The 14,698-nt window shown below is 46.8% G+C and carries 15 protein-coding genes and 3 tRNA genes; 12 read left to right on the top strand and 6 right to left on the bottom strand.

Features of this window, described 5'->3' with window-relative positions:
- Positions 1–20 precede the first annotated feature (20 nt).
- The 7 genes from pal (at position 21) to A28LD_RS08290 (ending at position 5,884) form a co-directional block, all read left to right on the top strand.
- The gene (gene pal, locus A28LD_RS08320; protein WP_007420634.1) at positions 21–563 is read left to right on the top strand and encodes a peptidoglycan-associated lipoprotein Pal; all 543 of its coding nucleotides are present in this window, start codon (positions 21–23) and stop codon (positions 561–563) included.
- 124 nt (positions 564–687) lie between these two features.
- The gene (gene ybgF / locus A28LD_RS08315; protein ID WP_007420633.1) at positions 688–1,437 is read left to right on the top strand and encodes a tol-pal system protein YbgF; all 750 of its coding nucleotides are present in this window, start codon (positions 688–690) and stop codon (positions 1,435–1,437) included.
- 202 nt (positions 1,438–1,639) lie between these two features.
- Positions 1,640–1,715: transfer RNA gene (locus A28LD_RS08310), tRNA-Lys, on the top strand.
- A gap of 107 nt (positions 1,716–1,822) precedes the next feature.
- Positions 1,823–1,898 (top strand) — tRNA-Lys (locus tag A28LD_RS08305).
- 234 nt (positions 1,899–2,132) lie between these two features.
- Positions 2,133–3,173 (top strand): quinolinate synthase NadA, encoded by a 1,041-nt coding sequence (gene nadA / locus A28LD_RS08300; RefSeq protein ID WP_007420632.1) that lies wholly within the window; start codon positions 2,133–2,135, stop codon positions 3,171–3,173.
- 29 nt (positions 3,174–3,202) lie between these two features.
- Positions 3,203–4,183: an NAD-dependent epimerase/dehydratase family protein gene (locus A28LD_RS08295; protein WP_158091790.1), complete on the top strand. Its 981-nt coding sequence runs from the start codon at positions 3,203–3,205 to the stop codon at positions 4,181–4,183.
- A 306-nt stretch (positions 4,184–4,489) separates the two neighbouring features.
- Complete coding sequence (locus tag A28LD_RS08290) at positions 4,490–5,884, top strand: SLC13 family permease (protein WP_007420628.1); 1,395 nt, start codon at positions 4,490–4,492, stop codon at positions 5,882–5,884.
- A 439-nt stretch (positions 5,885–6,323) separates the two neighbouring features.
- Here A28LD_RS08290 and A28LD_RS08280 read toward each other — a convergent pair.
- Positions 6,324–6,414 (bottom strand) — tRNA-Ser (locus A28LD_RS08280).
- Between the two features lie 193 nt (positions 6,415–6,607).
- On the opposite strand from A28LD_RS08280, the gene A28LD_RS08275 reads away from it, so the two are divergent.
- Entirely contained in the window at positions 6,608–7,261 is a 654-nt protein-coding gene (locus A28LD_RS08275) for an outer membrane protein (RefSeq protein WP_007420627.1), read from the top strand.
- Positions 7,262–7,319: 58 nt separating this feature from the next.
- Here A28LD_RS08275 and asnA read toward each other — a convergent pair whose 3' ends face one another.
- A complete protein-coding gene (gene asnA, locus A28LD_RS08270) occupies positions 7,320–8,291 on the bottom strand; it encodes an aspartate--ammonia ligase (protein ID WP_007420626.1) in 972 nt (323 codons plus the stop codon).
- A 166-nt stretch (positions 8,292–8,457) separates the two neighbouring features.
- On the opposite strand from asnA, the gene asnC reads away from it, so the two are divergent.
- Together asnC and A28LD_RS08260 are read left to right on the top strand one after the other, a co-directional pair.
- On the top strand, positions 8,458–8,904 hold the full coding sequence (gene asnC / locus A28LD_RS08265) for a transcriptional regulator AsnC (protein ID WP_007420625.1): 447 nt from the start codon (positions 8,458–8,460) through the stop codon (positions 8,902–8,904).
- Positions 8,905–9,177: 273 nt separating this feature from the next.
- Positions 9,178–9,624 (top strand): hypothetical protein, encoded by a 447-nt coding sequence (locus tag A28LD_RS08260; RefSeq protein WP_007420624.1) that lies wholly within the window; start codon positions 9,178–9,180, stop codon positions 9,622–9,624.
- A 134-nt stretch (positions 9,625–9,758) separates the two neighbouring features.
- On the opposite strand, the gene arsJ is transcribed toward A28LD_RS08260, so the two are convergent.
- The 4 genes from arsJ to A28LD_RS08240 form a co-directional block, all read right to left on the bottom strand.
- Positions 9,759–10,934, bottom strand: a complete 1,176-nt coding sequence (gene arsJ, locus A28LD_RS08255) for an organoarsenical effux MFS transporter ArsJ (protein WP_007420623.1) — start codon at positions 10,932–10,934, stop codon at positions 9,759–9,761.
- Between the two features lie 294 nt (positions 10,935–11,228).
- Positions 11,229–12,233, bottom strand: coding sequence for an ArsJ-associated glyceraldehyde-3-phosphate dehydrogenase (locus tag A28LD_RS08250; RefSeq protein ID WP_007420622.1), 1,005 nt, complete (start codon positions 12,231–12,233; stop codon positions 11,229–11,231).
- Positions 12,234–12,363: 130 nt separating this feature from the next.
- Positions 12,364–13,449, bottom strand: a complete 1,086-nt coding sequence (arsB, locus tag A28LD_RS08245) for an ACR3 family arsenite efflux transporter (RefSeq protein WP_007420621.1) — start codon at positions 13,447–13,449, stop codon at positions 12,364–12,366.
- 59 nt (positions 13,450–13,508) lie between these two features.
- Positions 13,509–13,844 carry an ArsR/SmtB family transcription factor gene (locus A28LD_RS08240; protein ID WP_007420620.1) on the bottom strand — a complete coding sequence of 112 codons (336 nt, stop codon included), beginning with the start codon at positions 13,842–13,844 and terminating at the stop codon, positions 13,509–13,511.
- Positions 13,845–13,977: 133 nt separating this feature from the next.
- On the opposite strand from A28LD_RS08240, the gene A28LD_RS12425 reads away from it, so the two are divergent.
- Together A28LD_RS12425 and nadS are read left to right on the top strand one after the other, a co-directional pair.
- Positions 13,978–14,328: a type II toxin-antitoxin system RelE/ParE family toxin gene (locus A28LD_RS12425; RefSeq protein ID WP_202796081.1), complete on the top strand. Its 351-nt coding sequence runs from the start codon at positions 13,978–13,980 to the stop codon at positions 14,326–14,328.
- The gene (gene nadS, locus A28LD_RS08230; protein WP_007420618.1) at positions 14,325–14,618 is read left to right on the top strand and encodes a NadS family protein; all 294 of its coding nucleotides are present in this window, start codon (positions 14,325–14,327) and stop codon (positions 14,616–14,618) included. Before A28LD_RS12425 ends, nadS begins: the two co-directional genes overlap by 4 nt.
- Positions 14,619–14,698 lie beyond the last annotated feature (80 nt).

The following is a 14,698-nucleotide window of genomic DNA, read 5'->3' as shown; positions in this document are numbered from 1 at the left end:
ACTTTGAGCAGGTTCGCAAAATGCAGTTAAATAAATTTTTAAAAACATTAGCAGTTTTAGTTTCCGTAGCCACTTTGGCCGCATGTTCTAGCTCACCAGATGAAGATATGGATAGTTCAAGCTCTGGCCGCACTGGCAGTGAGCAAACCGATGGAACGCGTGGTGGTGTAACAACAGGTGCTGCAGATCGCATGCAATCACCAGAAGAACAACGCCAACAGCGTTATGCTGAATTGCGTCAAGAACACATCATTTACTTTGATTTCGATGAATCAACAGTGCGTGGTGAGTTCGCTGAATTGTTAACAGCACACGCTGATTATTTAGCGCGGAACCCATCAGTAACGGTTGTTATTGAAGGCCATACCGATGAGCGTGGCACGCCAGAATACAACATTGCTCTTGGCGAGCGCCGTGGTAACTCAGTTGCTACTTACTTGCGTAACTTAGGTGTGCTTTCTTCACAAATCGAAGTGGTTTCATTTGGTGAAGAAAAACCATTAGCGCGTGGAAGCAGCGAGCGTGCTTGGTCACAAAATCGCCGTGCGGTTCTTGTTTACTAATTCTGGTTTACTAGTTCTGGTTTACTCGTGCTAGTGTGCTAAGAAAGGCCTTTACGGTTAAAGCTACACGTCCGGTAAGCAAGGTAAAAGCTGCTTACCGGCATGTATAGGAAGAATAGAAAATATGTTGATGAAACTCTCAGGCTTAGTAATTGCTATTGGTTTTAGCACTGCGGTTTTTGCCCAAGGTGCACCGGTGGTAAGTGTGGCGAATGCTCAAGGTAATGAAACAGTGCAGGAACGCCTTGATAGGCTTGAGCGTTTACTGGCAGGGAGAAACCAAGGGCAAGGCGAAATGCTGGAACAGCTTGGCCGTTTGCAGCGTGAACTCAGTGATCTTCGCGGCACTTCAGAGGAACACGCGCACCAACTCAATCAGATTTTGCAGCGCCAACGTGATATTTATCAGGAGCTCGATAGGCTCTCTCAACAAATTCGGCAATCTGCGGAAGCACCAGCAGTAACGCTACCGAATTCAAATGTGAGCTATTCTGATAATGAAAGCGAGAATGTGGCTTACGATCGAGCCGTAGCGCTTGTGTTACAAGAGCGCCAATACGAACGTGCGATTCCGCAATTCCAAGCATTTTTAGAGAACTACCCAGGCTCTTCGTATACCAGTAACGCTCGCTATTGGTTAGGGCAGCTATTTTATGCGCAAGAAAACTATAGCGAAGCAAAAGCAAACTTCACCACTGTGGTGCGTGATTTCCCCGAATCGAATAAACGGGCAGATTGCCTACTTAAACTAGGTATGATCGCTGCAACCGAGAATAACCGTAGCGAGGCACAACGTTACTTTAATCAGGTGCGCTCTGAATATGCAAACTCCACCGAAGCTGAAATGGCTGGCCGCCAGTTGGAGAATTTGTAATCAGCGGAAAGTTAAAGAAAAGTTAGAAAATACAGGTTTCGATTATAAATCGAGCGAAAGGGCCGTTAAAAGCAAAAAAATACAAATTAACGGCCGATTCTTTCTTGCATCACAGCGATATTTCAGTAAACTATGCCGCCGTTGCCACAGCAAAGTGTAAACACTTTATATTTCGTTTTTGGTGATAGAAAAGTTTGAATGTGGGTCGTTAGCTCAGTTGGTAGAGCAGTTGACTTTTAATCAATTGGTCGCAGGTTCGAATCCTGCACGACCCACCACTTTTTCAATCCGCATGTAGTGTAGCGTCACGTGAAACATTCAAATCTCGAATGTGCAGCATCGATATGCATCATCGCAAAGTATCAAATAGATCGTTAGTCCAGATGGGTCGTTAGCTCAGTTGGTAGAGCAGTTGACTTTTAATCAATTGGTCGCAGGTTCGAATCCTGCACGACCCACCATCTCAACGTTCTGATCTCCCATTGTAATATGCACGTAACCTCCTGAACTAAACCACACATCTTTATCGAAATATAAATTCTATTCAATCGCTTTTGTAGCTTAGTGTTTGCCGTGAACAAAGCCTGCACATGCGTTATACTATATACAACGCAAGCCTGCCCGCTAATTAGGCTTTTGAAGCGGCTTATTATGAGTAGCGAGCAACATACTAGCCAAGTGAAAGTGGAAGAGACATGACCCAAGCACAAGTTTTAGCGCCGTTGGAGTTTGATTTCCCAGCCAAGCCTAAACCGCTTAGTGAAGCGGAAAAAAGCGCACATCGCGAGCGAATTAAAGCATTGCTGAAAGCAAAGAATGCCGTGCTGGTGGCGCACTATTATACTGACCCAGAAATCCAAGCCCTGGCTGAGGAAACGGGTGGCTGTGTAGCCGATTCATTGGAAATGGCGCGTTTCGGTTCCGAACACCCGGCGGAAACCCTAATTGTTGCTGGTGTGCGCTTCATGGGCGAAACGGCAAAAATTCTTACGCCGGAAAAAACCGTGCTTATGCCAACACTTGAAGCTACCTGCTCGTTAGATTTGGGCTGCCCGATTGAAGAGTTTTCAGCATTTTGCGATCAGTACCCTGACCACACCGTTGTGGTGTACGCCAATACGTCGGCAGCGGTAAAAGCTCGTGCGGATTGGGTTGTTACTTCCTCTATTGCGGTTGATTTGATTGAGCACCTCGATAGTGCCGGTGAAAAAATTCTTTGGGCACCAGATCGCCATTTAGGTGGATATCTGGCCAAGAAAACCGGTGCAGATATGGTGCTTTGGCAGGGCGCTTGTATTGTACACGATGAATTTAAGGCAAATTCTCTACGCCAGTTAAAACAACAATACCCAGATGCAGCTATTTTAGTACACCCAGAATCGCCGGCTGCTATTGTTGATCTAGCCGATTCTGTAGGTTCTACATCGCAGTTGATTAAAGCCAGCCAAGAGTTGCCGAATAAGCGTTTTATTGTAGCTACTGATAAAGGCATTTTTTATAAAATGCAGCAACTTTCGCCTGAGAAAGTATTTATTGAAGCGCCAACAGGTGGCGATGGTGCAACTTGCCGAAGCTGTGCACACTGCCCATGGATGGCAATGAACGGTTTAGCAGCCATTGAAAATGCATTAGAAAATGGCGGTGCCATGCATGAGATTCACGTAGATGCAGCACTTGGCGAACGCGCTATGCAGCCACTAAATCGTATGTTGGATTTTGCCCGCTCTTTGCGTTAACCGGATTGAAAGCAATAACGGCAATGATAATGAATAACCTAAGGGCTGAGATTTCTCGGCCCTTATTGTATGAGGTGAAGAACGATATGCATGATGCTCTCGAAAAAGAAGGCGAACACGAGCACGGCCCGCATTGTGGCCACGAGCATGGCGAAATAAGCGATGGCGATGAACAACCAAAAGCATTGCTTATTGGCTATGGCGATATCGGCAGCCGCTTAGCGCCGATGTTAGTGGAGATTGGTTTTGCCGTAACCGGCGTGCGCCGCAATGCGAATTCAGCCAGTGAAATTGAAGGCGTTGTCGTGCAAGCGGGCGATGTAAGCCATGCGGATACTTGGGCAAAGCTCATGCAAGAGCAATGGGATCTTATCGTAGTAACCCTCACACCCTCGGAATACAGTACTGAAGGCTATCATCAAGGGTATGTAGTGCCTATGCAGCAACTTGTGCAACACCTGCCAGCAGAGAGCGATACACTGATTCTCTATGTTTCCAGCACTAGCGTATACGGGCAGCGTGAAGGTGAATGGGTGGATGAAAGTTTACCCGCCGAACCAAGTTCAGCCAGCGGTGAGCAATTGTTAGCAGCTGAGAATACGTTACGAGCGGGTTTGGCTGGGAAAAAAGCACACCTAGCTATTGTTCGTGCAGCCGGTATTTATGGGCCAGGCCGTGAACGCATGTATCGTGCAATTAGCGAAGGCACTTACACCATTACACCGGTGTGGCATAACCGCATTCATGCTGATGATTTGGCTGGCGCGCTCGAGCATCTGGCGTTGCAACATTTTATGGGTGCAACCCTAGAAGAAGTGTATATTGCCTGTGAAGATGAGCCGCTGTTTGGCGAAGATTATGTGCGCCGCATAGCCGCACAAATCGGGCTAGATCCAGCCACTGTAGTGGCTAAGTTGCCCAGAAGTAACGAAGTGGGCCCTCGCGGCAGCAAGCGCCTGAGCAATATGCGCTTGCGCAAATCTGGGTGGCAATTACTGGGTGATGAGTAAGCCGCAGAGTGCCATTACGCGTCTTTATTTATTTTGTAAATAAAGTAAATAGCGTAAAAAATACAAATAGCCAACACTGTTGCTAAACCAGTAAATGAAAAGAAAATCACTGGGTCACGAAAGAATTCTTGTAGTAAGTTCATAGCAATGCTCCGCATTTATTGGAATGGGCTTAGTATAAGAATTCCGCTATGCGTTTGAGATGATACAGATCAATAGTTGGCTCGATGATTTTCATGTTGTTTGTGGTTAGAATGCTGTATTCATTAGAAAACAGATAATATAAAACACGCATCAGGGAAGCTCATGGTTAATGAAGAAGTGAAAAAATGGCGGCTAGCACCCAGCCAAATCATTCTCGGGCCGTTAATTGCCGCCATTGTGCTTGCTGCCGTAACCCTATCTGGCATGCCAGCACCAGCTGCTTGGACATTTGCTGTAGTAGTTTGGGTGGCCTGGTGGTGGATAACCGAAGCATTGCCATTACCGGTAACCTCATTACTCCCTTTCGTGTTGCTGCCGCTGGGCGGTATCTTAAGTTTTCAAGAATCTAGCCGCGCTCTTGGCGATCCAGTTATTATCTTATTTATGGGCGCATTTATGCTCGCCAAAGCTGTGGAAGCTAGTGGCGTTCACCGCCGTATGGCGCTCAATCTAGTTGCCTTTGTTGGTGCTTCCGATGGCCGCCGGCTTGTGCTTTCGTTTATGCTGGCTTCAGCGGTGTTATCTATGTGGATATCGAATACCGCTGCCGTGCTAGCCTTGTTACCAGTGGCGCTAGCGCTTGCAGAAGCCAGCGATGATCACCGGTTTCAACGCGCATTATTGCTAGGGTTAGCTTATTCTGCATCGCTCGGCGGCGTAGCTACGTTAATTGGTACACCACCAAACCTTATTTTTGCCTCAATCTATGAGCAAATATCCGGTGAATCCTTTGGTTTTGCGCGCTGGATGGGCATCGGTATTCCTATGGTGTTACTTGGCCTCCCGGTTATCGGCCTATGGCTAACCCGAGGCTTGAAACTGAACGTGCCATTAGAGCTGCCTAAACTTGGCAGCATCAGCGCCTATGAAAAGCGCGTGCTGATGGTGTTCGGTGCGGTGATTTTCTTATGGGTGTTTCGCACGGAACCCTTCGGTGGTTGGACAGGCCTAACCGGCACCCCGCTAGTGGGCGATTCCACCATTGCACTCGCAGGCGTTGTGGCTATGTTTATGGTGAGCAATGGCCGCGAAGGGCGCTTGCTAACCTGGGAACAAGCAGTTGATATTCCATGGGGTATTTTATTGCTATTCGCTGGTGGTATTTGTTTAGCGGCCGGTATTATGCAAAGCGGTTTAGGCGATATTATTGGTGGTGCGCTCAGCAACTTTGGTGGTATGCCATTGTGGTTGTTCGTGTTTATTTTAACCATTAGCGTATCGTTCTTAACCGAGGTTACCTCGAATACCGCCACCGCCACATTGCTGATGCCTATTTTAGCGGCCACTGCGATGGCTACCGGTTTGCCGATTGAGGTGTTAATGATTCCAGCTGCCATTGCTTGCAGCTGTGCTTTCTGCCTACCTGTAGCTACACCACCAAACTCGATTGTATTCGCCTCCCAAAAAGTAACGATCAAAGAAATGAGTCGCGAAGGCTTCGTATTAAATATTTTCTTGGCGGTAATCACTACCTTTGTGGTGATGGTGTTTGTTTAACATCCTACCGTTTTGTCGAACGAAGGGTTCTCACCAAATCCGCACTCACCATCAGATACAAAAAAACCGCCACAAGGGCGGTTTTTTTGCTTGTGCGGGTCGGGATTGACTCGGGCCATCCATGGCCCTTCGCCCTGCGGGCGCACTCGCTTTGCTCGCTCGTCCAAAACGGCACTCCTGCCGTTTTGTCGAACGAAGGGTTCTCACCAAATCAGCACTCACCATCAGATACAAAAAAACCGCCACAAGGGCGGTTCTTTTGCTTGTGCGGGTCGGGATTGACTCGGGCCATCCATGGCCCTTCGCCCTGCGGGCGCACTCGCTTTGCTCGCGCGTCCAAAACGGCACTCCTGCCGTTTTGTCGAACGAAGAGTTCTCACCAAATCCGCACTCACCATCAGATACAAAAAAACCGCCACAAGGGCGGTTCTTTTGTATCTGGCGGAGAGAGAGGGATTCGAACCCTCGATACGGGGTTACCGTATACACACTTTCCAGGCGTGCGCCTTCAGCCGCTCGGCCACCTCTCCTGCAAGGCGCGTATGTTAGGGAATTAAGCTGTGGGAATCAAGCGAAAACGGCTAATTTTTACGAATGCGAGCAAACCGCAGAAAAAACGCTCAATTCGTCGCTGTAACAAAAAGTAACAAATTATTGTTTTACAAGGTGCACCAAAATCGAGACACTCAGCGCAGGATAAAAATAAACGAAAGGAACCCGTAAATGAAATATTTTTCTCGCAAAAATTCCATTCAATCAAAATTAGCAATAGCGGCATTAATTGGTTCAGCAACTATGCTTTCAGCAGCTGCAGCCGCCAATACAGCGCCAAATTTTAATAACGTGGGTGTTAGCTACGTTAGCTTCGATATTTCTAATCAAAGTATCAGTGGCTATGGTTTCGAATTTGAAAACATGCTCACGGATAAGCTATATGTTGATGGCGATTATGTAACAGGCTCAGATTCATCTACCTTAACGATCAATAATACGCAGGTGCGGAGTAAATTCGATTTCGGAATCGTTACCGCAAATATCGGTTACCAGTTCTTTCAACAAGATTCGGTTGTTGGTTATGTATCGGGCGGTTTTGCGAACCTAAACTCTGAAACAACCATTACTTTAGATAACGCACGGAACCGAGAAACTAGCAATAGCAATGGCTGGAACGCGCAAGTGGGCCTGCGCCAAGCGCTTACCGAGCGCCTTGAACTTGATGCAAGCGTTCGTCATATCCAAGCTTCTGGCGAGGATGATCAAATTATCAGCTTGGGCGCTCGCTACAAGCTAGCTGATAAGTTTGCAGTGGGTGTTAACTACTCTCAACTGGGTGGTGATTTTAGTTACTTAGCAGCTACTATAAGCTATCGTTTTTAAGATACGCAGGCTTGAAAAATCATAAGCGCTGAAAGCTTTAAAGGCTTCAGCGCTTTTTTTAAAGTAATTCAGCATGTGCCGCATGGGTTGCTGGTGCCCAAACGCTCTGTTGCACATAGCCAATGTGTGGAAGCTGCATTATCCACATAACCAAGCGCGATTGGCCAATGCCACCCCCCACTGTTTGCGGTAGTTTTTCGGCTAGCAATAACTGATGCCAAGGCTTCTCAGCGTCATCGGCGCGGCCGGCGCTTTGTAGTTGTTTTAACAATGCGGCACGATCAACGCGAATGCCCATGGAGCTGAGCTCAAGCGATTTGCCCAGCACTGGGTTCCACACCAAGATATCGCCATTTAATTGCCAGTCATCGTAATCAGGCGCGCGTATATCGTGAGCCTTACCATCGCTGAGTGCAGCGCCAACGTTTTGAATGAATACCGCGCCATGTTCTTTGCTGATCGCATGTTCACGTTCCTTCGGGCTAAGGTTAGGGTAACGTGTTAAGAGTTCTTGGGTAGTAACAAAGTGAATTTTAGCGGGCAGGGTTAGTACCGGTATGCGGGTAGTGAAAGTTTCGGTATAGCTTTTTAAGGTATGTTGAAGTGCTGCATATATTTGCTGCACGGTATAATGCAATTGCGCCTCAGTGCGCGTTGTTTTCGCGATCACCTGTTCCCAATCCCACTGGTCAACTAACACCGAATGAATTTCCGAAAGCGCTTCTTCATCAGGCCGCAGCGCTTTCATCTGCGCCACTATGCCCTCACCAACAGCAAAATCGTAGCGGCCAAGCACCGCGCGCTTCCACTTCGCCAGTGAATGCACCACTTCATATTGTTGCTGTAAGGAGCTCACAGAAACTTGCACCGCCTTCTCGTAACCCGAAAGTGTATCTTGCGTGCCTTGGCTCGGGTCTGTGAGCAGGGGGGCCTGCACCTCGGTGAGGTTCAATGCTTCACTGAGTGCTTCAGTGAAAGTTTGTTTAATGTAGCGAATTTCCTGCTGACGGCTGATAAAAGTTGCTTTCATAGTTGTGCTCCAATGCGTTATTTTGTGTTATTAGTTTTATCGCTAACTAGAGCTTATGTTCAATACTGAATCATAAATTAGCTATTGCGGTATAATTAAATTAAAGATAAAAGCTAAAAGGTTAGATAAAATCTAATTATTCATTGAGATTGGGGCAGGGTATTAGATGATCGATAATTTAGATAAATCCATTTTGAACGCATTAACCGAAAATGCGCGGCAATCCTACGCCGAAATTGCCAAAGAAAACGGTGTTTCACCGGCAACTATTCATGTTCGGGTAGAAAAATTGAGGAAAGCAGGGGTTATTACTGGCGCACGGCTAACCATTGATCCGAAAAAGTTAGGCTACGATATCACCTGCTTTATCGGCATCACTTTGCGGCAAGCGGGTGATTATCCATCTGCTTTAAAAAAGATCGAGGCGTTACCTGAAGTAACAGAAGCCTACTACACCACGGGCCAATACAGCGTATTTATCAAGGTAATGGTCCGCAATATCGAAGATTTGCAAAAGCTACTCATCGAGCGCCTGCAAGTAATCGATGAAATTCAATCCACAGAAACCTTAATCTCCCTGCAAACCCCAATACAACGCAGTATCCGGGCTTGAGCTGCTTTTTCGGGGGAGGTAATGCCTTCTCATGGACGCCGTGAATACATCCATGTAGGCTTGGCTGCCGCATCCCTGCGGCAGACACCCTGCGAAGGCAATATCCTCCCCCCGAACCGCAGCTCACCTCAGCCTTTGCGCAAATGCAGCAATATCTGCCTCTAGCTAGTGCCGATGCCGCCTATTGCCTAGTATTTGGCAAAGAAATTTCTTTATCAAACTTGAGCTTTGTGGTTTAGTAGGAACTCACAATAAAAACAAGGAGATAGAAGAATGTCTAGTGTTCAAGGAAAGTTCGGCCCGGCTTTTATTCAAGCGTTAATTTTATGCGTTGTGCGTTTCTTTACCATTCCATGGAGAATCTGGAAAGGTGCTACCTTTCGCTTGGCGGCGATGCGTGAAATGAACGAGGAAGATAAAACAGCGGATGAAACATCTGAGTTTCCGGTGTTTACTTGGATTAAAACTGCGTGGGACGGCATCATATTTTTAAGCTGGCCTGTAGTGGCGCTTATTGCTGTTATTGTATTGCTCGGTGGCTTGTTCACCAGCTATGCAGCTACTGCGCTAGGTGTTTTTGTGCTTACGTTGATTTACGGGTATTTCTCGGTGATCATGTTGTCTTTGTTCAAAGAAAGCCTAATTTTATTGCTAACTATTGCAATCAATGTTGAGCGTATTAGCAAAAAAGGTACGTTCAATAGCACAAACGAAAGTTAATTCTTTCGTTCAATTAAAAGGCTAATCGCTTCAGCGGTTAGCCTTTTTTTATGCCCGTGCTTTACCGAGAATGGCTTTACCAAGAGTAGCTTTATCGAAGCACCATTCGAATTAGCCTTGGCGTTGCAAAGGCATTATTGCGCTTTTAAGGGCTTCACAATAATTGCGCTGAGGGCTAGGAATAGGGCGGAAATGAGCAGGCAGGCAACAAACCCGGCAGTTTGGAATACTAGGCCCGATAGAATAGTGCCGATGAGGCGGCCCATGGCGTTAGCCATGTAGTAGAAGCCAACATCGAGTGATACGCCATCAGCGCTAGCGATACGTATTATTAAGTAGCTGTGCAACGAGGAATTGATAGCAAATAGCATAGCGAACAGCAGTAGGCCAATGACAATGCTTAATTGTGGGCTAACTCCCCAGGCGCCGCCAAATTGCAATAACACGGCTATGGTAAGTGGCACCAAGGTAAGTAATGCCGCCCATAAAAACGCAGAGGCATCGGCTTTGGCTATCTTCGGGGCTATGGCTTGGATAAAACCGTAAAAAATAACCCAAATCGCCAAAAATGCGCCTACTTGCCAATGATCCCAGCCAAACACTTGGCTTAGGGTTACGGGTAGGGCGATAACAAACCAAACATCGCGGGCACCAAAGAGGAACATGCGCGCGGCGGAAAGTATGTTAATGGCGCGGCTTTTCGAGAGTATTTCTTTGAATTTCGGCTTCGCCTTGGCCACCCCAAGCTCGCCTTGCAGCAAGAATAAGCTGGCAATCCACACCACGGCAAGCAAAGCGATCATGGCATACAGCGCGCCCACAAAACCGAGCACTGTTAGCAACAAGCCTCCAAGGAAAAAGCCCACGCCCTTCAGCGCATTCTTCGAACCCGTAAGTATCGCCACCCACTTATACAAAGTACCGTGCGCATCGCCGGGCACTAACATTTTAATCGCGCTTTTCGCGCTCATTTTGTTTAAATCTTTGGCAATACCGGATATCGCTTGCGCGAACATCACCCAAATAATACTCAAAAATTCGGTGGGTACGGTAAGAGCGGCCAGCGCAATGATTTGCAGCACCAAACCTATTTGCATGGTTCGATTGAGCCCAATGCGCGCACCCAAATAGCCACCAACTAAGTTGGTTACCACGCCAAAAAACTCATAAAACACAAACAACATGGCAATTTCGAGTGGGCTATAACCAAGCTGATGGAAAAATAGCACCACGAGCATCCGCAGCGCACCATCGGTAAGCGTAAACGCCCAGTAATTGCCGGTAATCACTAAATATTGCTTTATGTTCATGCTGAGGCTCTGTTTTTTACTACTATCGGAAAAAGTGAATAATTTCTCTTGGTATAACCCATAACTAAACGGCGCCCCGGCACAAGCATGGATTTCACATAAGAGGCTGAATGAATAGCGTTTCGGAGTAGGGAATATGCGTTCGCAGGGTGTCTGCCGCATGGATGCGGCAGCCAAGCCTACATGGACGTATTTACGGCGTCCCTGAGAACGCATTTCCCTGCCCCGAATTAGCTATTCACTCGCCAAGCCTTTAACTTGAAAGCCGTGCTTGTGCCGCGGCGCCGTTCACGCTTATTGCGCGATACGTTTTACCAAATCGATGGTGCGACAAGAGTAGCCCCATTCGTTATCGTACCAAGCATAGATTTTTACCTGAGTGCCGTTGATTACTAAGGTTGATAACGCATCTACGATGGATGAACGTGGGTCTGTTTTATAATCGATAGAAACCAATGGCTTTTCCTCGTAACCAAGAATGCCCTCTAATTCACCTTCAGCGGCTGCTTTTAATGCAGCATTTACTGCTTCAGCTGTAGTGCCTTTTTCCACTTCAAACACCATATCAGTGAGCGAAGGGCAATCGATAGGCACCCGCACCGCATGGCCGTTAATTTTGCCTTCAAGCTCAGGGAAAATAACGGTAATAGCTTTGGCTGAACCTGTGGTGGTTGGAATCAATGAGCCCAATGCACGTGCGCGGCGAATATCTTTGTGTGGCGCATCAAGAATACTTTGCGTGTTGGTAAGTGCATGAATGGTAGTCATCGATGCATGCTTAATTCCGAAGTTTTCTTTAATTACTTTAACCACAGGGCCCAAGCAATTTGTGGTGCACGAGGCCGCGCTCACAATTGAGTGTTCGCGCGGGTCAAATTCTTCATCGTTTACACCCACAACAATGTTTGGAACGCCTTTGCTTTTAACTGGCGCAGTTACCACAACATGGTCAACACCTTGGTCGAGAAGTGGTTGTAAGGCTTCAGCAGTTTTGAAAACACCTGCCGCTTCAATAACTACATCACAACCCGACCAATCGGCTTTATCAAGCTCGCGTTGTTGGCTGAATTTTATTTTGTGGCCATCGATAATAATGTTATCGCCCTTAGCGCTTACCTCGTGTGGCCAGCGGCCATGGGTTGAATCGAATTCAAGTAGGTGCGCCATCATTGCGGCATCGGCACCGGGATCGTTAATCATTACAAATTCAAGTTCTTCGCTGGCATACCCAGCGCGCAATGCCAAACGGCCAATGCGCCCGAAACCATTAATGCCTACACGTAATTTTTTACTGCTCATATCGGCTTCCTTTTGTGTTACGAATTGGTGCTATTTAAAATTAGCAAACTTGTTATCAAGCATAGCTGATGTTGTATTTCTTTGTGTATCAATTCACTGAAAATATCGTTTTAAATTGTATGTTTATACATTACGGATTTTTAGCCCGGAGGTTCAAAACTGGCCCGATGCGGTTCGATAATGCAACCAGCGAAAGCATCACTGGCACTTCTACCAAAACCCCAACCACAGTGGCTAGTGCTGCCCCTGAAGTAATGCCAAATACGCCGATGGCCACGGCAACGGCGAGCTCAAAAAAGTTTGAGGTGCCAATTAAGCAGGCCGGGGCCGCAATGCGATGAGGTAAGCGCATAAACCACGCGCCGCCCAAAGTAATGGCGTAAATAAAGTAAGTTTGTACTATTAACGGAATAGCGATTAACAACATTACAAATGGGCTTTGAATAATCGATTGCGCTTGCAAGCCGAATAGAATCAATACGGTAAGGCAGAGGCCAATAATCGAAATCGGCTTAATTTTACTCTGGAAATTAGCTAGGTTTTGCTGCGCTGGGGTTAACGGCTTTGGGGCTTCTGAATCACGTTCCGGTTCACTACTCGTATCACTTCTAAGAAAAGCTCTACGCACTAAAACACCGGCAATCAATGGCAGTACTACATAAAGCACAACGGATAATGTAAGGGTTTCCCACGGCACCGATAAATCGGTGAGGCCAAGCAGCATACCGGCAAGGGGGGCGAATGCAAAAATCAAAATTACATCGTTAACGGAAACTTGCAGCAGGGTATAGCTGGGATCGCCTTTAGTGAGCTGGCTCCAAACAAAAACCATTGCGGTGCAAGGGGCAACGCCAAGAAGAATTACCCCCGCTAAATATTGGGAGGCATCTTCACTGGGAATAAGGTTGCCAAAAATAACGAAGAAGAACAGATAACCGAGGCCGAACATAGTAAAAGGCTTAATCAGCCAGTTCACCACCAGCGTGAGAATAAGCCCTTTTGGTTCTTTTGTGGCGGCTTTTATCGAACGCAGTTCAATGTGGGTCATCATGGGGAAAATCATCGCCCAAATCAGCACAGCCACCACAAAATTCACTTGCGCAAATTCAGCTGCGGCAATGGCATCAAAAATTGCGGGTGCCAGAATACCAAGGGAAACACCGCCAGCAATGCAAAGAGCAACCCAAATAGAAAGGTAGCGTTCAAAAATACCCATGAAGCTTCGCTCCTTATGCTTAGTGTATTTATTTTATTGGTTAATTCGCTGAACCCGCATCAGCAGCAACTGGGCCGCGAAGCCATACCGGATAAGCGTTCATTCGCGCGCATCAACGCCGGGCCAAATTGGGTTTGTTCACTTTGCAGTAACGCGTCAACCCAAGCCGGTGCCGAGCTAGCAATTCGATAAAACATCCATTGCCCGCGGCGCTCCGATTCAACCAAGTTCGCCCCACGCAAAATATTAATGTGCCGCGAGATTTTCGGCTGCGAAAGATCCAGCGCCGCCGTAAGCTCACATACGCAAAGCTCTTCAGCACTAAATAACATCAACATAATCTGCATCCGGGTTTCATCACCGAATGCTTTGCAAATCGAAATGGCATTCTGCATCGCCAGCTCCTCAAAAAAATCTACCTGAAATTATATATGGATATGCGTATATATCAATAACTATATATTAAACTTACGCAATAGCCCTATAATTAATTTATTTCATACGTCATTGACTTATGCTTGAATTGTGATGATAATTCGAATCATACGCCGGTGGCTTACTATGCTGTTTATAGAAACCTCAATTTTTACGAAGCGCGTAAAGGCGCTAATGGACGATGAAGAATATAGAGAACTTCAACAAAGCCTAGCGGATCATCCGAAACAAGGAGCCCTGCTTCGTGGAGGAGGTGGAATTCGTAAAATGCGATGGGCTCGAGAAGTAACTGGTAAGAGCGGTGGTTTTCGAGTGATTTACCACTACGCAGAGAAAGCTCAGCATCAACGAATGTTATTTATTTTTGGAAAGAACGAACAAAGTAACTTAAGTGATTCGCAACTCAGTCAGTTGCGGAGCATTGTAGAGAGGTGGGTCGCGTGAAAGATGCATTATTTAATGAGTTATTAGAAAGTGTCGAGCAGATGGATGAGATTACGAAGGGTGAGCGGGAGCCAAGCCGCGAAAACTTCGTTGCCGCAACTCGAGTGAAGCGCATTCGCCAAGCCGTGAATTTGAGCCAGCCAAAGTTTGCGAAACTGATAGGAGTAGAAGTTTCTACCTTGCGCAATTGGGAGCAAGGCCGCCGCGAGCCTACCGGCCCAGCTCGAGTGCTAATTAAAGCTATTGAAAAAGATCCAGAAAACGTTTTAAAAGCATGTAGTTCAGTGTAGCTCTTGGAAATAAATGTGATGGTGAGTCACGCGAACAATTTCTAATTTGGAACACCGAACTAATTCCCTCCAACTGGCGC

It is taken from the genome of Idiomarina sp. A28L, assembly GCF_000218785.1.
Classification (GTDB): Bacteria; Pseudomonadota; Gammaproteobacteria; order Enterobacterales; family Alteromonadaceae; genus Aliidiomarina.
The sequence above is the reverse complement of the archived record's forward strand: the minus strand, read 5'-3'. Positions and strand labels throughout refer to the sequence as shown.